At 52.4% G+C, this 20860-nt stretch carries 19 protein-coding genes and 1 riboswitch; of the genes, 8 read left to right on the top strand and 11 right to left on the bottom strand.

Going from position 1 to position 20860, the window contains the following annotated elements; translation table 11 throughout:
* Positions 1-39 precede the first annotated feature (39 nt).
* Entirely contained in the window at positions 40-1311 is a 1272-nt protein-coding gene (locus tag L1N82_RS09320) for an MFS transporter (RefSeq protein WP_235287108.1), read from the bottom strand.
* Positions 1312-1597: 286 nt separating this feature from the next.
* Here L1N82_RS09320 and L1N82_RS09315 point away from each other — a divergent pair, with 286 nt between their 5' ends.
* The 4 genes from L1N82_RS09315 (at position 1598) to L1N82_RS09300 (ending at position 5835) form a co-directional block, all read left to right on the top strand.
* Complete coding sequence (locus tag L1N82_RS09315; protein WP_235287107.1) at positions 1598-2713, top strand: sugar-transfer associated ATP-grasp domain-containing protein; 1116 nt, start codon at positions 1598-1600, stop codon at positions 2711-2713.
* A gap of 167 nt (positions 2714-2880) precedes the next feature.
* Positions 2881-3783, top strand: a complete 903-nt coding sequence (locus tag L1N82_RS09310; protein WP_235287106.1) for a LysR family transcriptional regulator — start codon at positions 2881-2883, stop codon at positions 3781-3783.
* A gap of 76 nt (positions 3784-3859) precedes the next feature.
* On the top strand, positions 3860-4669 hold the full coding sequence (locus L1N82_RS09305) for a histidinol-phosphatase (protein WP_235287105.1): 810 nt from the start codon (positions 3860-3862) through the stop codon (positions 4667-4669).
* 275 nt (positions 4670-4944) lie between these two features.
* Complete coding sequence (locus L1N82_RS09300; RefSeq protein ID WP_235287104.1) at positions 4945-5835, top strand: DMT family transporter; 891 nt, start codon at positions 4945-4947, stop codon at positions 5833-5835.
* Between the two features lie 103 nt (positions 5836-5938).
* On the opposite strand, the gene L1N82_RS09295 is transcribed toward L1N82_RS09300, so the two are convergent.
* On the bottom strand, positions 5939-6337 hold the full coding sequence (locus L1N82_RS09295; RefSeq protein WP_235287103.1) for a DoxX family protein: 399 nt from the start codon (positions 6335-6337) through the stop codon (positions 5939-5941).
* A 179-nt stretch (positions 6338-6516) separates the two neighbouring features.
* On the opposite strand from L1N82_RS09295, the gene L1N82_RS09290 reads away from it, so the two are divergent.
* Complete coding sequence (locus L1N82_RS09290) at positions 6517-6825, top strand: winged helix-turn-helix transcriptional regulator (RefSeq protein ID WP_111148105.1); 309 nt, start codon at positions 6517-6519, stop codon at positions 6823-6825.
* A gap of 183 nt (positions 6826-7008) precedes the next feature.
* Here the strand turns inward: L1N82_RS09290 and sdhB are convergent, their stop codons facing one another.
* The 3 genes from sdhB to L1N82_RS09275 are packed head-to-tail and all read right to left on the bottom strand — an operon-like array spanning position 7009 to position 10238.
* Complete coding sequence (sdhB, locus tag L1N82_RS09285; RefSeq protein WP_235287102.1) at positions 7009-7773, bottom strand: succinate dehydrogenase iron-sulfur subunit; 765 nt, start codon at positions 7771-7773, stop codon at positions 7009-7011.
* A 2-nt stretch (positions 7774-7775) separates the two neighbouring features.
* Positions 7776-9533 (bottom strand): succinate dehydrogenase flavoprotein subunit, encoded by a 1758-nt coding sequence (gene sdhA / locus L1N82_RS09280; protein ID WP_235287101.1) that lies wholly within the window; start codon positions 9531-9533, stop codon positions 7776-7778.
* A 24-nt stretch (positions 9534-9557) separates the two neighbouring features.
* Positions 9558-10238: a succinate dehydrogenase cytochrome b558 subunit gene (locus L1N82_RS09275; protein ID WP_111148108.1), complete on the bottom strand. Its 681-nt coding sequence runs from the start codon at positions 10236-10238 to the stop codon at positions 9558-9560.
* Between the two features lie 195 nt (positions 10239-10433).
* On the opposite strand from L1N82_RS09275, the gene L1N82_RS09270 reads away from it, so the two are divergent.
* Positions 10434-11351, top strand: coding sequence for a LysR family transcriptional regulator (locus L1N82_RS09270; RefSeq protein WP_235287100.1), 918 nt, complete (start codon positions 10434-10436; stop codon positions 11349-11351).
* An 85-nt stretch (positions 11352-11436) separates the two neighbouring features.
* Here the strand turns inward: L1N82_RS09270 and L1N82_RS09265 are convergent, their stop codons facing one another.
* Entirely contained in the window at positions 11437-12099 is a 663-nt protein-coding gene (locus L1N82_RS09265) for a potassium channel family protein (RefSeq protein ID WP_235287099.1), read from the bottom strand.
* A gap of 135 nt (positions 12100-12234) precedes the next feature.
* A riboswitch (cyclic di-AMP (ydaO/yuaA leader) is annotated at positions 12235-12422 on the bottom strand.
* Between the two features lie 240 nt (positions 12423-12662).
* On the opposite strand from L1N82_RS09265, the gene L1N82_RS09260 reads away from it, so the two are divergent.
* Positions 12663-14354, top strand: coding sequence for a CPBP family intramembrane glutamic endopeptidase (locus L1N82_RS09260; RefSeq protein WP_235287098.1), 1692 nt, complete (start codon positions 12663-12665; stop codon positions 14352-14354).
* Here the strand turns inward: L1N82_RS09260 and uvrC are convergent.
* Positions 14326-16362, bottom strand: coding sequence for an excinuclease ABC subunit UvrC (gene uvrC, locus L1N82_RS09255; RefSeq protein ID WP_407946739.1), 2037 nt, complete (start codon positions 16360-16362; stop codon positions 14326-14328). The genes L1N82_RS09260 and uvrC overlap by 29 nt on opposite strands.
* A gap of 191 nt (positions 16363-16553) precedes the next feature.
* On the opposite strand from uvrC, the gene L1N82_RS09250 reads away from it, so the two are divergent.
* The gene (locus L1N82_RS09250; protein WP_235287097.1) at positions 16554-16700 is read left to right on the top strand and encodes a YqzM family protein; all 147 of its coding nucleotides are present in this window, start codon (positions 16554-16556) and stop codon (positions 16698-16700) included.
* A gap of 125 nt (positions 16701-16825) precedes the next feature.
* Here the strand turns inward: L1N82_RS09250 and dnaI are convergent, their stop codons facing one another.
* From dnaI to L1N82_RS09230, 4 genes are all read right to left on the bottom strand, one after another.
* Positions 16826-17782: a primosomal protein DnaI gene (gene dnaI, locus L1N82_RS09245; RefSeq protein ID WP_235287096.1), complete on the bottom strand. Its 957-nt coding sequence runs from the start codon at positions 17780-17782 to the stop codon at positions 16826-16828.
* Between the two features lie 11 nt (positions 17783-17793).
* On the bottom strand, positions 17794-19323 hold the full coding sequence (locus L1N82_RS09240; protein WP_235287095.1) for a replication initiation and membrane attachment family protein: 1530 nt from the start codon (positions 19321-19323) through the stop codon (positions 17794-17796).
* A 240-nt stretch (positions 19324-19563) separates the two neighbouring features.
* Positions 19564-20433 carry an alpha/beta fold hydrolase gene (locus L1N82_RS09235; protein ID WP_235287094.1) on the bottom strand — a complete coding sequence of 290 codons (870 nt, stop codon included), beginning with the start codon at positions 20431-20433 and terminating at the stop codon, positions 19564-19566.
* 65 nt (positions 20434-20498) lie between these two features.
* Positions 20499-20786 (bottom strand): YuiB family protein, encoded by a 288-nt coding sequence (locus L1N82_RS09230; protein ID WP_111148115.1) that lies wholly within the window; start codon positions 20784-20786, stop codon positions 20499-20501.
* Between the last annotated feature and the right edge of the window lie 74 nt (positions 20787-20860).

Genomic DNA, 20860 nt, shown 5'->3' with positions numbered 1-20860 from the left:
CGGACCGTCCTTCTTTCTATTTATAAGGAGGTTACTGCTTCAACGCGGTTCCTCTGCGAGCGCCTCAATACGCCCCCTGGTGAAATCGACCCTCGCAAGCAGCAGCATTCCGATGAGAAAGAACGCGAGGAGCGAAATGATGGCCAGCCTGCTCGATCCGGTAATGGTGCCTGTTACTGAGAATACGAACGGACCGGCAACAGAAGAGAATTTGCTGGAGAGACTGAGAAAGCCAAAAAACTCCGCCGACCGCGATGGCGGCACAAGATTTGCGTACAGCGACCGTGCAAGCGCCTGGCTCCCCCCCTGAACCAGACCGACCAGCGTAGCCAAAATGTAAAAGTGAACGGCTGAGGTCATAAAATATCCGAGAATGACAATAACGACGTAGACCGAGAGCGAGGTATACAGCGCCCGCTTGGCACCGGAGCGAACGGCAAATTTTCCGAACAGCAGCGTGCTTGGAAACCCGACAAACTGTGTAATTAGAAGCGCCAGGATTAGATCGCTGGTTCCAATGCCGATTCCGCTTCCGTAGATGGTCGCCATAATAATGATTGTGTTAATGCCGTCATTGAAGAACCAGTAAGACAGCATATATTTCAGCAGCTGCGGATACCGGCGGATGCCGCGGAAGGTTCTTCCCATATTGGAGAAGCTGGTGCCGACAATTGCGGACAGTTTCATATTCGCCCCGCGCGGCCGGTCCTTCACATGACGGAACAAAGGTATGGAAAACAGTATCCACCATATACCCACGGTAACAAATACTGCCCGCGTTGCTTCGGTTTCTCCAGGGAAGCCAAAGAGTGACGGATTGTTAATCATCAGCAGGTTGAGCGCCAGCAGCACCCCGCCCCCGATGTACCCCATTGCGTAGCCCTGCGAGCTCACATAATCTCTCTTCTCCAGCGGAACCAGGTCTGTCAGAAGAGCATCATAAAACGTGTTGCCTACGGAAAAACCGATTGTGCCGAGCACAACCAGGATGGATGCAAGCTGCCACCCTCCCTCTCCTACAAGGCCCATAGCCGATGCGGAAATTGCACCAAGTATGGTGAAGCCTGCCAGGAACCTAACTTTCAAACCGCTGTGATCTGACATGGCACCGAGAACCGGTGACAGCAGTGCAACGAACAGCATAGCAATGGTCTGGGTGAAGCCCCAGTAATTTTGAGGCATATTGCCCGGCAGCGTCGAGGCTGCGACCTTCTCGTAGTAGATGGGCATGACGGCCGCGATCATCGTGGTCGCATAAGCCGAGTTTGCCCAGTCATACATAATCCAGGAACGTACCGCCTGTTTATTCACTTCTATTAAGTCCCTCCTATTCGTCTTGCAGCCGCCCTGCGGGCAGCTGTCTGTCTGCAAGCGGTAATTTGACATTTCGACGGCTTTTCCTGCAATCCTTTTTATCTATTTTGTAAAACAGGTTGATTCGACCAGCTTCTGCAAAAGAAGTGTGGTATCGACAAAATAGGACCCTTGTTCATTAAAAATGGCGCCACTATAATATATCTGACCAAAAAATGGGACAAAACACTACAAATACTCATCTTTTTCCACCAAATCAGGTCCATACGGGAGGAGCACAACCATGATTGCACAAACCGTCATGCGGACAGTACGCAGAAGCGGAAAGACGATTCGGACCGCCATGAAACGCGCCAAATACAAGAATAAAATTGCATCCATTTGCCGTTCCAACGGGAACGTCGGCACGATGCAGCAGGAGTACAGCCAGCGTATTGACCAATACTGGGAATCGCATTATGGAAGCAAAATCAATAAAGCATGGCACCAGGCTTATGCCAGTGTTAACGGCGTGTTCGACGAACGGTATATTCCCGAGGATATCTATTATATTGAGATCGAGCCCAAACTCAACAGGCGTGAGCTCTTCAAGGCGTACGTAGATAAGAACAGCTATGGACGGATATTGAGCGGCTACCTTTCACCCGAGACGATTCTTAAGAACAGAAACGGTTATTACTCGGACGGCGCAGATACCCCGCTTACCTTTGGCGATGCGGAGAAACATCTGCTGGCACGGAGCGGGATGTTCTTCATCAAGCCGAGTATTGAAAGCGGCGGGGGCAAGGGTGTGGAGGCCCTCTACATCGAGCAGGGCCGTATCCGCTTCCGGGACATGCCGGCTTCATTCCAGCAGGTGGCCGACTATTATGGCAAAGACTTTATCGTTCAAGACAAGCTGGAGCAGCATGAAGTGCTGAACGGAATCTACCCGAATGCCGTTAATACGCTCCGCATCCTGACTCTCCGGCTGGGCGGGCGTATTCACCTGCTCTCCACCCTGGCGCGCTTCGGCAATCAAGGAAGTGTCGTCGACAACCAGGCTGCAGGCGGCGTCTCATGCAGCGTTCGCCCGGATGGCCGGCTGAACACCTTCGCCATTGACAAGTACGGACACAAGCACCATGCCCATCCCTACACAGGTGCCGTATTCGGCAATACGGTTATACCGCAATATGAACAGGCCGTTCAGCATGTCTTTGACCTTCATGAACAGCTTCCATATTTTGACCTTGTCTCCTGGGACATTGCCATTGATCCAGAAGCAAGGCCGGTTCTGGTGGAGCTGAATCTGATCGGCCAGGAAATCAACTTTCATCAATTTAACAATGGACCGCTGTTCGGCGATCTTACAGATGACATTCTCCGTCTTCTGAAGGAAGCTAAGGGATTGAAGTAGCTATGGGCGGCACATGACGAGCAGGCAGCCTGCAAACCGGTTTGGGAGCAGGCAGCCTGCTCGTGCTTTTTTCTCACGAAATTGCCGCAGCAAACAGAATGAAATATAATAGAAGAAGTATGCCGATCGGAGCGAATACCGCACTGCGGACCGAAGGAGGGGTGTACATGAATATCAGCCAATTGGAAACGCTTCTAACGATCTCGAAGACGATGAGCTTCCGTAAGGCGGGGGAGCTGCTTAATCTTACACAGCCCGCTGTCTCAGCCCAGATCAAGAGTCTTGAGGATGAATTCAAGACGGTTCTCATTGACCGGAACCAACCGGTGACCTTAACGGACAGAGGGCAGGTTTTTCTGGAGCATGCCGAGCGCATTCTAGCTATTGTCGAAGAGCTCAAGCAGAAGCTTTCAGATCTGAATGATACACCGCAGGGCCATATCGTTCTCGGTACCACTTCATCCATCGCTATTCAAATCCTGCCTCGGGTATTATCGTACTTCCAGGATCAATTTCCAATGATTAAGACAACTATCCATACCATGCCGTCTTCACAGGTTATGGCGAGTGTAGAGAGCGGTTCACTGGACATAGGGATCACCTACTTATCTGAGCGCAATCCAAACCTGCTCACTTCTGTGCTCTACTACGATACATTCGAGCTCGTTGTTGCACCCGACCATCCGCTCAGCGGACTGAAACATATCACCGTGGATAAACTAAAGGACATTCCGTTCATTATGCTCTCCCCCGATACACTCGGCAGACGATTCGTGGACCGGCTGTTCAAGCAGTATGGCATCGAGCCCAACATCGTGATGGAGCTCTCGAGCAGCGAGGAGGTCAAGCGAATGGCGGAAATCAACCTCGGGGCAGCTATTGTCTCCAAGCAGTCCATCGCCAATGAGCTCCGGCTCGGCACGCTGCGGATGATCAAGGTCAATGAGCTGGAGCTCAGTCATCCGGTCGGTGTAGTATACAAATCAGGGCGTTACCTCAACTCTGCCATGCAGCAGTTTCTGAGCGACTTGAAAGGCATGCCGGAGGACCATTTTATAAGCAGCGAATAGCGCAAGCTTACCCTCCCGACCTGCTGTGGGAGGGTAAGCTGCCGTATGACTACATATTCAAGGAGGCGCGATGAACATGAAATTTGATCTGCATACCCACCATCTCCGCTGCGGTCATGCCGAGGGCACCATTGAAGATTATGTTCAAGCGGCAATTAAGGCCGGGCTGCAGGTAATTGGAATATCGGATCACTCGCCGTACTTCGCCCACAAGGATGATCGCCCTCAACCGGGAATCGCGATGGCGCGCAGTGAATTCCCCCGCTATGTAGAAGAAGTGCTTCGCCTTAAGGAGCAGTACAGGGACAGGATCGAAATCTTGCTCGGCGTGGAGTCCGACTTTTTCCCCGATCAGGTAGATGCTTATAAGGAAGCCTATGCACGTTATCCCTTCGACTATATTATCGGCTCTGTACACCAGACCCGCGGGGTAAGCATCTTCAACCGCAACCGTTGGAAGAAGCTTACGGATGCAGAGCAAATCGAGGAGAAGAAGCATTACTATGACTTAATCGCTCAATCTGCACGCAGCGGCATGTTCCAGGTGCTCGGGCATATTGATGCCATGAAGGGATATTATCCGGCCTTTTCCTTTATTAAGGCAGATGAGGCCGTCGATAATGCTCTGCGGACCATCGGCGAGTGCGGTATAGCTATTGAAATTAACACATCGGGCAAGACGAAGGATGTCGGCGGCTGGTATCCATCCGATGATATGCTGGAGAGAGCCCTTCACTTTGGTGTTCAAGTCACCTTCGGTTCAGACGCCCACATTCCAGAACGCGTTGGGGACGAGTGGGAGCTTGTTCGCAGCAGACTGAAGGAAATCGGGTTTACCCAGTGGGTATTCTACCGTGGCAAGCAGCCCGTTATTGTCCCGCTGTGATCCTCTGTTAACTCTCCTATACTCATACACAAAAAAAGTGGACCCTGCCGCATCGGCCGGGTCCCAAGTGTCTTATATAAAAAAGGGGGTCTTGTTTATTATAATAGCCCACCTGTGTGAAATGCGGGTAACAGGAACATTTCAATTGTGTTACATAGCTATACAAGTATTACCATATTAATCAACGGCAGCATATTCTGCCGGTTACCCCCGGGAGGCACTTTATTTATGCACGGAAACCATTATTTATATCGCACGAAGGAACTATCGACAGCATGTGGATTCTAACAGCCGCAGGCAGCGCCATTCTGTTTGGCTTTGCAGGGCTTGGGATGAAGCTGAGCCAGACGATGAGAGGATCGATGAACCAGCTGCTGCTCGGTCTATATTTATCCGGCACACTGGGCTTTGCCCTGCATATGGCCGTTACGGGCGGGCCAGTATTCTCGGACGATTGGCGGTTCTGGGCCGCCTCGCTAATCATTGGCGCCGGCTCCGCATGGGGAAATCTGGTGTTTATGAAGGCGCTTGAATATGGCCCTGCTAGCTTGACTGCCCCGCTAACCAACATGAACATCGCGGTGGTTGTACTATTCTCCACTTTCTATTATCGTGAGCCGCTTGGACCTGGAGAGCTTTGCGGTATTATACTGCTGCTTGCCGCTGTCGTCCTGCTCTCAGTGAGACGGAGAGAGAAGCTGACATTATCAGACAAGCGGTGGTTCTTCTATGTCGCTGCAGGCATCGTCCTGTTCACCCTGCGCAACGGCGGCCTGAAGGTTACAGAGGAGATGGGCCTAAACAGCACGCCGATCCTGCTGGTCGGCTATGCGCTGTCAGCGTTGTGGTTCCTCCCTTATGTCATACGGGAACACCGGGCGGTGCCCGAGGCAGCCGCTGCACAAAATCTTAGGACAGGCCGCCGGTGGACCGGCATGTACTGGGGGCTTGCAAGCGGCATCTTCTCCTATGCCGGACTGCAGCTGTATGCGAATGCTCTGGCGACAGGCAAAGCCAATATAGCAGCACCCATCTTTGCCACCAACAGCCTGGTCGTCGCTCTTGGAGCCATAGTGCTGCTTCGCGAACGGCTGACTGCTCTCCAAACCGCAGCGCTCTGCTTCACGATGGCTGGCATTTTACTTATCCGCATATTCCAGAGCTGACAGGTATGACTTATACAGCCAACCTAACAAGAAAACGCAAACCCCCTTGCACCTTTCGCATATCATGCGTGAGGAGCAAGGGGGTTGACTGTATGGCTAATTGTTAACGAAGCACCGCATCCAGAGCCAGATCACCTGCACCGGTCAAAGCCAAACCAACCACAACAGCCAGAAGTACCAGATTGTACTCATAACCATTCTGAGTTGCCCAGAGACCGTTAGGACCGTGGACCTTAGCAATGGAGACAACCATGGCTCCGCCAATCAGAACGGCAGCTACCGGCATCAACCATCCAAATCCGAACAGCAGCCCGCCAATCAGCTCAGACAGGCCAGCCGCTACTGCCATGGCCGCTCCCGGCTTCATGCCGATGGATTCAAACCATCCGCCGGTGCCTTTAATGCCATAGCCGCCAAACCAGCCGAACAGCTTCTGCGCACCATGACCCACAAATAATAAACCGATAATAACCCGAATAATCAACAACCCTGTATCCATCATACCCAATCTCTCCCTCACTAATTTGTTTTGTTCCCTTTTGGATAATCACATCATACTTTAGTCACTTACTTAAGTCAAGTATATAGTTTATATTTAGTTAAGTAAAATTTGTTAACTGCACTCTTACCTTTTAGCAGCCATCGTGGTACAATAGAACATATAAAGTGGGGTGAGAATCTGTGGACTACTCAAGAATGTGCCCAAAATACGAATCCGCAGCCGAACTGCTCGGGAAAAAGTGGACGGGTCTTATCATCCGTGTTCTACTCGGCGGACCTAAGCGGTTCAAGGAAATAAAGGAACAGATTCCGGAGATGAGCGACAAGATGCTGACCGACCGTATGAAGGAGCTTGAATTGCTAGGTATCGTCAAACGGAACGTATACCCTGAAATGCCGGTTCGAATTGAATACGAGCTGACTGAGAAGGGACGCGGCCTTGAACCCGTTATTCAGTCTATTCAACAATGGGGCGAGCAATGGATGTAAGCGTCTCATTCCCTTCTCCCTACAGCCTGTGTCAATAAGAAGACTGCCTGTACACCTGAGTGTGCTTGGGCGGTCTTCTTCTGTGTTCAGACATTCATGACTCGCTGTGATAGCTTGATTACCGCAGCAAAAGCAAGAGGCGCCCGGAAATCCGGGCGCCTCTTGCTTTAACCTGTTATGATTTTACATGCCTAACCATTTCTTAAACATATGCTTGCTTGTATCTTTATTCAGCGCTGCGATGGAGGTTGTAAGCGGGATACCCTTCGGGCATGCGCGAACACAGTTCTGCGAGTTGCCGCAGCCTTCAATGCCGCCGTCATCCATCAAGGTTTCCAGACGCTCTTCCTTGTTCATCTCACCTGTCGGATGAGCGTTGAACAGACGTACCTGCGACAATGCCGCCGGACCGATGAAGCTGTTCCGGTCATTCACATTCGGGCACGATTCAAGGCATACACCGCATGTCATACATTTGGATAGCTCATACGCCCACTGACGTTTGGTCTCAGCCATACGCGGGCCTGGTCCAAGATCGTAGGTACCGTCGATTGGAATCCATGCTTTTACCCGCTTCAAAGCGGTGAACATGCGCTCACGGTTAATGACCAGGTCACGTACAACCGGGAATGTTCGCATTGGCTCCAGCCGGATCGGCTGCTCCAGCTTATCAACCAGGGCCGTGCAGGCCTGACGGGGCTTGCCGTTAATGTTCATCGAACAGGCGCCGCATACTTCTTCCAGACAATTCGATTCCCAGCATACCGGAGAGGTTTCCTTGCCTTCCGCGTTCTTCGGGGTCCGCTGGATTTCCATTAACGCGCTGATAACGTTCATATTCGGACGGTACGGAATCTCGAAGGTTTCTTCATATGGCTTGGTTTCCGGTGAATCCTGACGCGTGACTACCAGCTTGATTGTCTTTGCTGCTGTTGTTGTTTGCGCCATCGTTATTCTCCTTTCTTCTTGTCTGTCGAGTAATCGCGTTTACGCGGCGGAATAAGCGACGCATCAATATCTTCATACGAAATTTGCGGGCCGTCAGGCGTCCATTTCGCTTTGGTTGTCTTCATGAAATTCTCGTCATCACGCTCTGGGAAGTCCGGCTTGTAATGCGCACCGCGGCTTTCATTCCGCAGCAGAGCGCCCAGCGTCATCGCTTCCGCAAGCTCCAGCATGTTCCACAGCTGACGGGTAAAGGCCACGCCTGCGTTGTTCCAGCGGGATGTATCGTGAATATTGATATTCTGGTAACGCTGCTTCAATTCCTTGATCTTGCCGATCGTCTCTTCCAGCTTGTCATTGTAACGGACAACCGTCATATTGTTCGTCATCCATTCGCCAAGCTCCTTGTGAAGCACATAAGCGTTCTCTGTTCCGTCCATCTTGAGCAGGGACTCATAGTTTGCGGACAGGCGCTTCTGCTCACGGTCATAGACCGAAGAGGAGACATCTTCAACTGTCTTATCCAGCCCGCGGATGTACTCAACAGCCTTAGGACCGGCCAACATCCCGCCGTAGATAGCGGAGACCAGTGAGTTCGCGCCAAGACGGTTGGCACCATGGAACTGGTACTCGCACTCTCCTGCTGCGAACAGTCCCGGGATGTTAGTCATCTGATTATAATCGACCCACATGCCGCCCATCGAATAGTGGACTGCCGGGAAAATCTTCATCGGAATTTTACGCGGATCGTCACCCATGAATTTCTCATAAATCTCGATGATGCCCCCGAGCTTAATATCAAGCTCCTTGGGATCTTTATGCGACAGGTCCAGATAAACCATATTCTCGCCGTTAATGCCAAGCTTCTGATTAACGCACACATCAAAAATTTCACGTGTTGCGATATCACGCGGCACCAGGTTTCCGTATGCCGGATATTTCTCTTCGAGGAAATACCATGGCTTGCCGTCCTTATACGTCCATACCCGGCCGCCCTCACCGCGAGCCGACTCGGACATCAGGCGCAGCTTGTCGTCGCCCGGTATCGCGGTCGGATGAATCTGGATGAACTCGCCATTCGCATAATAGACGCCCTGCTGATATACAGCACTTGCTGCTGTACCTGTATTAATGACTGAGTTAGTCGATTTACCGAAAATAATACCAGGCCCGCCTGTTGCCAGAATAACCGCGTCAGCTGCAATCGTGTGAATTTCCATTGAGCGCAGATCCTGGCCTGTAATCCCGCGGCATATACCTTCATCGTCAATCACGGCGCCGAGGAATTCCCAGTGCTCATACTTCTTCACTAGTCCCGCTGTCTCCCAGCGGCGAACCTGCTCGTCCAGAGCGTACAGCAGCTGCTGCCCTGTTGTCGCGCCGGCAAACGCCGTACGGTGATGCTTCGTGCCGCCGAAACGGCGGAAATCGAGCAGTCCTTCCGGTGTCCGGTTAAACATAACCCCCATCCGGTCCATCAGGTGGATAATGCCCGGCGCAGCTTCACACATCGCCTTGACCGGCGGCTGGTTCGCGAGGAAGTCGCCTCCGTAAACTGTATCATCAAAGTGCTCCCAAGGGGAGTCACCCTCACCTTTCGTATTAACCGCTCCATTGATGCCGCCTTGTGCGCATACCGAGTGGGAACGCTTCACAGGCACCAGGGAGAACAAATCGACGTGCATGCCGGCTTCGGCCGCCTTGATGGTTGCCATCAGGCCGGCCAGCCCGCCGCCTACGACGATGATTTTGTTTTTAGCCATTTCGATTCGCTCCTTGTTCTCAGACTAACCGATATTCACAAGCGAACGCACTGCGTCGATTGCTGCGCTCGCTTCCTTAAATTCATCTCCGCGGAATGCAGCCAGCGATGCCAGGAACATAGCCGTTACAATAACAAATACACCCATCCATATATAGGAGGAAACACGCTGTGCTCTCGGTCCAACCGTAATTCCCCAGCTTACGAGGAAAGCCCACATCCCGTTGGCAAAGTGGAACGTTGCAGCCACTACCCCGACTACGTAGAAGGCAAAGAAAAACGGATTATTGGCAATGTCATGCATGGATGAGCCGAGCTGTTCATGCGTGACATTCCCCACAGCCACCTGGAAACGGGTCTGATAGACATGCCATACAACGAAGATAAAGGTGATCACACCTGAAATCCGCTGCAAAGCAAACGCCCAGTTGCGGCCATATTGAAATTGTCCGGTATTAATATTGGATTGATAAGCAATATACAAGCCATATACCCCGTGGAACAGCAGCGGCAGCCATATGCCGAACAGTTCGAGGAAAAACACAAGCGGCAAACCGTTCAAAAATGCCACCGCATCTTTAAAACCTTGAGGTCCCCCCTCAACGGCCGCAAAATTCGTCAGCATATGTTCAACGATGAACAAGCTGAGCGGAATCACCCCTAAAAGTGAGTGAAGCCTGCGCGAGTAATACGAATTTCCTTTCATACGTAAGCGTTCTCCTTTCCGGACTGGACATGCTTGTAAAGCCATTTACCATTGTACCTTTCACTTATGAGAGCGTCAACAAATGACCGGACACAGAATAGCCACAGTTCCCATGCTACTCCTTTTTCGCTTATAATGGAACTGCCGATATGGTATATCGGCTTATAACCAATAGACATATATGGGGAGGGTCCCATGCTCGAAGAACTTCATATATTCGCCGTTGTTGTCGAACAATCCAGTCTGAACAAGGCTTCCGTGCAATTAAATTTATCACAGCCTGCTCTCTCCCGAAAAATCGCAAAGCTGGAGGAAGAGCTTGGCGTCGAGCTGTTCAGGCGGGTAGGCAAGCGTCTGGAGCTGACCAAGCTAGGGCAGCTGACCTATGATTATGCGCTTGAAATGAGGCAGCGCCATTTTCGCTTCCTGCAATCCCTGTCGGAGTTCGGCTATGCCGCCAAAACATCCCTGATGATCGGCGCCAGCCTGACAACGCTGCAGACGACGCTGCCCGACCTCATTCAGGTCCTGCACGAGGCTCATCCCGAAGTGGATATTAAAGCGGTAACTGGCAAGACGCATGAAATCGTCTCACTGGTGCGCGAGAACAAAGCAGACATGGGTCTTGTTGCCTCGTCCATCGACGATCCGGCGCTGCACTGCGTGCCGCTCTTCGACGATCATCTGGAGCTCGTCATGCCCAAATGTCATTACATCGCAGACGCAAGCGGCATCAGCATGCGGATCACGGACCTGAATGGACTGCCCATGATTTTATTTGCCAAGGGAACCTGGTACCGGATCATGACGGATGAGCTGTTCGCCAAATATGAGCTGAAGCCGGATGTGCGCATGGAGATTGATTCCTTCGAAGCCATACTCCGCCTGATGCACACGTGCAGAGCCGCCACTCTGCTGCCCAAATCCTATATCAGAGAGCGCATGCTGGCCGATAACGATCTGACCGTTATCCCGGTAAAGGAGCTGCTCGGAACCAAGCGCACAACCTCGCTCATCCATCACGGCAGCGAAGAGATAGACCCTGCAGTGCGGCTCTGGATTGATGAGATCGCCGCCTATTTTGCCCGTCGCTCCATGAACCAGCCTGTATAGCCCGCGGCTTGAGCGAATACCAAATACGCCGCTGCAGCCCTTATCCGGACCCAGCGGCGCATTATTTGCAAGAGGCAGCCCGCACCTAGCGCACGATTGCTTCCTCAAAATCCTCTATCTGCTCATTCGTGCCAATCACGACCAGCACATCCTTCTCCGCAAGCACATCCTCAGCAGTCGGCGCAATGATAATGCCTTCCGGCTTGTTGATCGCCACAATACTGCAGCCGAACTTGGCCCGCGGGTTCAGGTCATGCAGCGATACGCCGCACAGACACTTAGGCACTGCGAGCTCGGCAATCGTATAGTCCTTGGAGAGCTCAATATAATCCAGCAGGTTCGGAGATACCAGCTGGTGAGCCACCCGTATACCCATATCGCGTTCCGGATAGACAACCCGGTCCACCCCGATCTTCTCCAGCACTCTGCCATGCAGTTCACCCACAGCCTTGGCTACAACCTTCTTCACACCCAGATCCTTAAGGAGAATTGTCGTCAGTATGCTTGCCTGGATATCATCCCCGATTGCGACCACACCGCAATCAAAGTTGCGGACACCCAAGGAGCGGAGAACATCCTCATCCGTTGAATCCGCAACGACGGCATGCGTAAGAACACTGCTCATCTCATCGACCATCTCTTCATCCTTATCAATGCCGAGCACCTCATAGCCCAGCTCAATAAGCTCACTGCCAATCCCCGATCCGAAGCGCCCTAGCCCGATGATGACAAACTGATTTTTCCTCATAGCTTCGTACTGTCTCCAATCTATCCCAATAATGGCCTATCTCTCTCTGATTACCACAACCGAACATCCTTATATACACCCGAAGACCGTTTTTTGGCATCAAAAAAAGCACTGGAACTCCAATGCTTTACGCGCGAGTCCTGTTCGGACAGCCTACGAGGTTAGCTGACGGATTCGGGCACGAACAGATGCCCTATCCGGTACTACTCGGCTGTGCAGCTCGCCAGCTACCGGAATTCACCCCGTACCGCCTGGATCCTGTGCATCCCTGACGGCAATTATGGTTCCCCCGTTTTCAACATGAAATTCGGCTGTATATTTGGTTTGACGATTGTATATCTCTCAATAATGCTCTACTAACCATTCCGATTATAGCGGCAGCCCAAGAGAAAACACAAAACGTATTTTGGCTTAATCCCGGTCATAGAACAGGATATATCGGCTTTTTTGCGATAAAAACCAGCTCTATCTTGTATTATTCACCGATTATCTCGCCCAAGGTTGAAGTAATGAAAGTAAGCGATTGGAAAATATAATAAAGGGTATGTTATCGTAGTGTATAAATGAAATTCAAAAAAAGAAGAGGTGTAGGCATGCAGCAGCTGCATCAGGAGCCCCAATGGAAACCACTATACATCTGGGGTTCAATTTGTTTAGCCATTTTTATTATTTTTCAAATTTTACCGACGGCAGACAGTTCATTCTTCGGCAGCGAGGGCAAGCCTATGATCGCCGAAGACAAGGCAGAGCAGAATGCTGCCGAATTCGTTCGCGAGCATTTTGGCGCTGATGTAAAGTCCGCGTCTGCTGTCTATCAGGCGGACCGTGATCTGTACGGCTACCTCGCCAAGGAGAAGCTGACCAAGAACTTTGACGAGCAGTACAGCAGCCGTTTCCCGACTGAAACCTACCAGGTGAATGTCCGCTCGCTCATTCCTCCCGGTTCGAAGCAGCGCTCCATCTTCGTCCAGGTCAACATGGAGAGCGGGGAAATCGTCGGCTGGAACGCTACCCCACAGGGTGCTCCGTCTGCCTGGACCAGAGCGGACAGCGAAGCAGCCGATTTGGCAGCCCGTTCATTCCTGCACGAACACGGCTTCCGTGATGAAGAGCTGAAGCTGATGCCAGCCCCCGCTGAAGACGGCTCACTTGTGTATCAGGCATCCGGCTACACAGTCGGAGATGCGAAGCTCTATCTACATATAGATGCAAGGCTGGGTGAAGGCCAATCCGTCCTTATTACGCTTTATAAGCCGCAATTCAAGCCGCCCGAGGGCTATACAAGCTATGTAGAACAGCAGGACCAGATCTCCAGCCTGCTGACATTGACCGGATATATTGGTATGAGCGTCGTTCTGTTCATTCTTGCAATCATCTATGCTATCCTGTACCGCAGACATACCTCATTCGCACGCGGCTGGCTGCTCGCAGTTATCTTTTTCCTGTTCTATACCGCTAATAATATCAACATGCTGGACGGTATAGAGGCTACGCTCGGAGAGGTCGAGAATGCGGCACAGATGGCCTGGCTCGGCACGATCGTGACCACATTCATAATGGGCATTATGGCCGCAAGCGTCTATATCTCCCTCGTTGCAGGCGACGGGCTGTGGCGCGGGATGGGCCGCAACCTATGGCCGCGCTGGGGCGAGACCGGATATGGCGACCATGTTTGGACATCGATGAAGATCGGCTACTGGATCGCCTTCATCTTCCTTGGGCTGCAGACGCTTATCTTTATCTTTCTGGAGATGGGCACAGGCGCCTGGGCCACAACCGACGTGTCTCAATCGCCAATCAATTTTGCTTATCCATGGCTGTTCCCGATACTGGCATGGTGTGCGGCCATATCCGAGGAAGCCATCTACAGGCTGTTCGGCATTGCCGTCTTCAAGCGCTGGTTCCGCAGCACCTATGCCGCCGTAATTATTCCAACGATCGTATGGGCGCTAGGCCATGTCGCTTATCCGATTTATCCATGGACCACAAGGCTTGTGGAGTTAACGCTGCTTGGCCTGCTCTTCTGCTTCGTGATGCTGCGTTACGGCTTTACAGCCGCCCTGTTCGCCCATGCCGTCATTGATCTGGTGCTAATGGCCGTGTCGCTGGTGATGATGGGCTCGTCTGAGAATATGATCGCAGCAGTCTTCTATATTCTGCATCCGATTGCTCTGGCATGGCTGATCCGCTATATGCATAACAAAAGAAAGCCGCGACCCGGCAGGGTCACGGCTCCTCACGAAGCGATTCAATAATTTGGGCGGCGAGCTTGTCGCCGATCGAGAGAGGCCGGAAGTCTTCGACTGAGGCCTCTCTTATTTTCTTAATTGAGCCAAAGTGCTTCAGCAGGAGCTTCCGCCGCTTCTCCCCAATCCCGGGTATCGCATCCAGCCTGGAGGCGATCATCGACTTCGCTCTCGTATCCCGGTGGAACGTTATCGCAAAGCGGTGGACCTCATCCTGAATGCGCTGCAGCAGGTAAAACTCCTGGCTGTCCCGGCGCAGCGGTACAATGGCCGGCGGATCACCCGTCATCAGCTGGGCTGTCTTGTGCTTGGCATCCTTCACCAGTCCACAGACCGGAATGAAGAGTCCGAGCTCATTCTCCAGCACATCCACCGCCGCACTGATCTGCCCCTTGCCGCCATCCACGACGATCAGATCAGGAGGCTCCAGCGATTCCTTCAGCACCCGCTCGTACCGCCTGCGGATTACTTCACGCATCGTTTCATAATCATCTGGCCCCTGAACAGTCCGAACCTTATACTTCCGATATTCCTTCTTATCCGGCTTGCCGTCTGTGAAGACGACCATTGCCGATACCGGATCGGTACCCTGGATATTCGAATTATCGAACGCTTCAATCCGGCGTACAGAATCCAGTCCCAGGTAACCGGCAAGCCCTTCGGCCGCTTTCACACTGCGTTCTTCATCCCGCTCAATCAAGCGGAATTTCTCATCCAGCGTGACCTTCGCATTATTCATCGCCATAGCGACAACTTCCTTCTTGCGGCCGCGCTGCGGCAGGACAACCTTGACGCGCAGCCACTTCTGCAGGGCGCTGCGGGCATCCTCTTCTCCCTCGTTCAGCTCCCCGCCATCCGCAAGCTCCGCCTCCTCATCAAGCTTACCGACTGCTTCGGAGAGGCTTTCTGTGTTATGGTGCCCCTCACTATGGCTGCTTCCTTCAACAGCTGAGTCTCCTGAAGCTTCCGCTTCGTCTGCTGGAGGTGTATCCTTATCCGGCATGCCCGGCAGGAAAATCTCCTTCGGCAGTGCAGGATTATCACTGTAGTACTGCGATACGAACGACATAAAATCGTCATACGGCTCGCCGTAATACGGGAAGGTGGACGCCCGCCGCTCGATCAGCTTGCCTTGGCGCATGTACAAAATCTGTACGCACATCCAGCCTTTGTCGGTTGCGAAGCCGAAGATGTCACGGTCCATCGCATCAGCAAGCGTAATCTTCTGCTTCTCCATAATGGCATCGATTGAGGCGATCTGATCGCGGTATTCCTTGGCCCTCTCGAACTCCAGAGCTTCAGCCGCCGCTTCCATCTTGCCCTTCAGCAGCTCTCTGACATCAGCATGGCCGCCGTTAAGAAATTTCGTGATTTCCTGCACCATATCCTCATAGACCTTCTTATCCACCTCAAACTCGCAGGGTGCGACACATTGGCCCATGTGGTAGTACAGGCAGACCTTATCCGGCAGTGTCTTGCATTTGCGCAGCGGATACAGCCGGTCCAGGAGCTTCTTCGTTTCCTGGGCTGCATAAGCGTTCGGATAAGGGCCGAAATATTTGCCTTTGTCCTTTACGACCCGGCGGGTCACTTCCAGCTTCGGATGCACTTCATGCGTAATTTTGATATACGGGAACGTCTTGTCGTCCTTAAGCAGCACATTATACCGCGGATGATACTGCTTAATCAGGTTGCACTCCAGAATGAGCGCCTCCATATTGCTAGAAGTTACGATATATTCAAAATCGCGAATCTCCGACACCAGCTTCTGGGTCTTCGCGTTATGGCTTCCTGTAAAATAAGAGCGGACGCGGTTCTTGAGCACCTTGGCTTTACCAACGTAGATGACAGTGCCTTCCGCATTCTTCATCAGGTAACAGCCGGGCTGGTCTGGCAGAAGCGCAAGCTTGTTGTGAATCGTCTCCGATACACGCCGAGTGCCTCTGCCTGTTTCCCCGGCCGGTCTGTCGTTCTTGTTCACGGCTTTCTCCCCTTTTCCCCCTGACCTGTCTCCCATCCTTAATTGTACCACAGCGAGGGAGGTAATGAATGAATTCACACCCGCTTCCAACTTTTCATAAACGCCTTCTTTACAAGTTATCGTCCCGTTGGGTATACTAGTAAGAGTTGTTAACCGGGCTGATAGCTGTATCGCTCCCGGACATTTCCAGGCAGCGGACACTGTCTTATATGAAGGAGGATATGCAGATGGAGAATGTACAAGATCCGCGCGAGCATATTAACGAAGAACCAAGACACGATTTCGCGGACGTTGCGAATGGCTTCGCAGGCATGTTTGGCTTCATGTTCGTCGTGTTTGCCGCAGCCGTTGTCATCAAGTATCTGATCTCTTAATCTAACACAACAATATGCCCCGTTGCGGCTTACCAGGCCGGACGGGGCTTTTTCATGCAGAATGGGAGGGTGGCGCCTGAAGGCCCCACCCTCTATTGCTTATGTGCTGGCGATGATGGTTCTGATCAGTACAGCCCCCGCTTGTTCTCCCCGTTCACCCAGACCTTGTCTACGTACGGTCGAATGCGGTCCATCAGGCGCTGCCCCTTGTGTGCTTCATCCCCATCCTTGTTCGTGAAGGAAAAATGCCGCTCTAATGCGTCCAAATCATGGTTAGAGGTATAGAATGTAGGCTTCCGGTTCATCCGGTAGTTCAAAATAGCTCCCATTACATGGTCCCTGGCCCATGGATTTAGGTTCTCCGCACCAATATCGTCAAAGACAAGCAGGTCGGTCTCCTTCATAATCTCAACCGTCTCCCGCAGCTTGGCCGGCTCATCCAGCATCGATTTCAAATCTTCCACAAACTCGGGCATATAAACGATGACACCGGAATAGCCCACCTTCGCAAGCTCATGCAGCATATAGCACATCAGGAAGGTCTTGCCCGTGCCGAAATGGCCTACGAGGTAAAGTCCCTTGGGCTGGAGCCCCCGTTCCTTGGTCTGCTTGATGTAGGAGAAGGTGCGTCCCACAGCCAGCATCCGCTCCGGATCGGCGTTCATGATTTCATCTGCCGAATATCCGCGGTGCAGCGATGCTTCATCCACATAAAAGCTGCGCACCTTGCGCTTGATGGTCTGCTCATTCTGACGGGCAATCAGCTTGCTGCACGGGGCCTTGCGATCAATCAGCTGCAAGCCGCCCCCGCTGTCCACACATTCGAGCATTGTATAGTGGCCCTCAAAATCATTCGGACAGCGGTCAAGGCCCGGACACTCCGCGCAAGCCCGCTGCTCCTTCACATAATGATAAACCCGATTCAGGTTGATCCGGTACTCCCGGGTGTCCAGCTCAGGATGTCTGCTCCTGAACTGTCTGACGAGCGGCTCAGCCATCAGCTCTGTATAGAGCCGGTCTGCATCCGCCTGCATATTGCGGCCACCAGGCCACTGCTTGAGCACTTCTCCGAGCGATTCCATTGCTGTCCCCCCTAGCCTTGTCCATCAAGCTCTTTGGCCAGCCGTCTGATCTCCTCAAGCTCCTCCTGGGAGAGCTTCTGACCGGTCGTTCGTTTCTCCACAATCGGAATAGCGGGCTTCCTGCTCCCCCTGTTTCCGCTTCCTCTTCCTCCGCCATACGTGCGTGCAGGTGCCGGGCCTGCACCGCCTGCTTCAGCTTCCTGCTTCCTCCGCAGCTCGATCTTCCCCTGCTCACGCACATAGACGACCGCCTTCTCAAAGGTGTCTATCTGCTTAACCAGCATGTTCGACACCACAGCCTCGATGAAGGTCTTCGTTACCCGCTGGGATTCGTTCGTACCAATCACATAATGGATCAGCACATTAATAACGGCGCCAGGCAGCTTGTAGCTGAGATCAATCCGTTCAAATAGCCTGTCGATCCATTCGGGCACTGCCCCCGGGAAAAACCGCTGCAGAAAGCGGGTGTACGGCTCATTACGCATCAGCATGTTATACTGCGGGATGTCGCACCGGCCGCTCAGCTGCTCCGGCACAGGCAGATGGAACTCTTCCGTCACTCCATGCTCCTCGGGGGCATCCTGACTGGCAGCTTCCCCCTGCTGAGAGACATAGCCGGCTCTTGATGCCGCAACACGCCTTTGTTCTTCCCGCTTCCGGTCCTGCCGGTACATCTGGGACGCCTTCTGCTGCAGCTCATCAAACATCAGGCTGCCTGAAGACGAGAAGACGCCGTCCTCATCCAGAAGACGCGATATGTCAGTGGCGTTCAGTTCATATTTGTAGGCAACGTAATTGACCATTGCCATCGTATCCTCATCGCTCCGCAGACGCTCCACAAATTGACGGTTAGCCGAATTGCGCGGGAACCGCATAATAATTTCACCATAGCGTATGCCAGCCGTTGCGGTTGACGGTATCGCTGGCATCGCAGCCTGGCGTGCCGGTGCCACCTCCGATAGTGCCTGCTCCAGCTCTCCGTCGATGACATGGGCATTCAGCCGGAACAGCTCATCAAAGCGGACGGAAATATTCTCCTTGCTAAGCTCAGCCTCAGCAAGCTCGTCAGGCTCAGGCGAATAGAACTGCTCCCGCAGCGCAATGACTGCATACTTGCCAATCTTGTCCCGAAGAAACAGTGTCAAATGCTGATTAAGGAAAAATTCTGACGGAGCCAGCGGCTGCAGCAGCTCATACTCGTACAGCACATCTTCACTGCCTGGAACATGCAGCCTGGATGTCTGCAGCAGTCCTACCGCCTCCAGCTTTGACGCTTCATCTGCCAGCTTGCGTCTTCCTGTATCATTCATCTCCAGCCCAAGACTAAGAAACAGCTTGCGCTGCGGCTCAAGCTGCGAGTATCCGGTCCGGCTCTCCGGAACCTGGTGATAGAGCAGCTGATACAAGCCCGCAGCAACTGCACCGACCATCGGCTGATAAATTTGGCTTATCACCTTGAAGTCAAGAACGCTTAGCGAAAAATCGCGAAAGGTGTAAAACCTATGATGTTCTGTATACTGGTGTACGTGATCAATTCGCATCGTTTAACTCCATCCGTATTCGGGCCTGTCCAGCCGAAGAGCAGCTTTCCGGGGAACGCTCCTCCCCTCATCCGGACAAGGCATCTAGCATACTTTCTATCATTCTAACATAAAAACGAGAGCTGTTGGATGAGAAAACAATGAAAGCGGCGTTCCGCCGTAACGGACGCCGCTGCTGTATGACAATCGCCTGCAAATGTTGAGTTTAGTCGAAAAATAACACGAGAGCCAGCAGCTATGTTAGCGCATAGCCAGCTCATTCTCGGTAATAATCCCCTGCTCGATAAGCTCCATATTCAGCGCTTCCCGTTCCGCGTACGTATCGGCCAGTTCAAGATCTTCATGCTTGGCGATCCATTGGCGGATCGTAAAGCATACCTTGTCGGGCACATGCGTGGGAAGCTGATGATCCGCCCCCTTAATGGCATACAGCTCTGAAACTGCCAGCAGCTCATCCATTTCACGGGCGTATTTAATGAAGGTCTCATCCTTCTCCCCGCACACAAGCAGCAAAGGACTAGCAATAGCTCTCAGCCTGCTCTTGCAGGAGTAGTCCAGACACACATTCGCATATTCACGGAAGCTTACATTGTTTCCGGACATCCCTTCCTTATGCAGCACATGGAAGGTTGTCCGGCTGTCGGCATTGCCCAAGGCCAGCGGCACAACAATCGCTTCCTTCGCCTTCAACCGGCTGCTGAGATCGGCGGCTCTCATGATTCTGCGGTTGCGGCGGTCACGGATCTCCGGTGTGCCGGAGAGCAGAATGCCGCCCTTGAACCTGTCCGGATGAGTGATCAGCGCCTCCAGCACCGGCATTGACCCCATCGAGTAGCCGCAGATATAAGCTTCATCGATCTCCAGATTATCCATAACCTGCTTGATGTCCTCGACAATAAGCGGCATCGTCAGCTTCACGTTGCCTGGCTCGCTATGGCCATGGCCCCTAACATCAATTGTCACCACCCGGTGGTCGTTGGCCAAATTGTTGCGGACGTAATTAAAGATTCGCCCGCCCAGGAAAGGCGGATGGATCAGCACGACGGCCGGACCGTCATCGCCATCGACATGATAATGAATATGGGTTCCATTGACATGAAAATGCGGCATCGCACAACACCTCGGCAGTCGTATTTATTCCGCCTTAGTATGGCCATCCCGCGTGAGAACAACTATTAGAACATTTTGTAACCGCCGCGCCGCAGCGACCGGATCGCTGTGCCGCTTATATACGCACCAGCCAGGGCCGTAATGGCAGGCAGATAATCGACAATTGTGTAAGCACCCATGTTCTGGGCAAAGTTCATGCTGTCATCCCAGGTATAATAGATACCAAGCGGCAGCAGGACAATCAAATAAAGATAAATCGGAAACCACGTCGTCTTCATCAGCATGTTAAGAATGAATCCGATTCCGAACATCATGACAAAGAACAGCATCATGGCCACAATAATCTGAAGCATTGCAAGTAAACCCCTTTCCCCTCAAGGAAGCAAATCATACTTTTAGTTTAGTAGAAGGCCAAGCGGAAGTCAAT

This window comes from Paenibacillus tarimensis (assembly GCF_021532315.1).
Classification (GTDB): domain Bacteria; phylum Bacillota; class Bacilli; order Paenibacillales; family Paenibacillaceae; genus Paenibacillus_I; species Paenibacillus_I tarimensis.
This window is presented reverse-complemented; position numbering and strand designations above follow the sequence as displayed.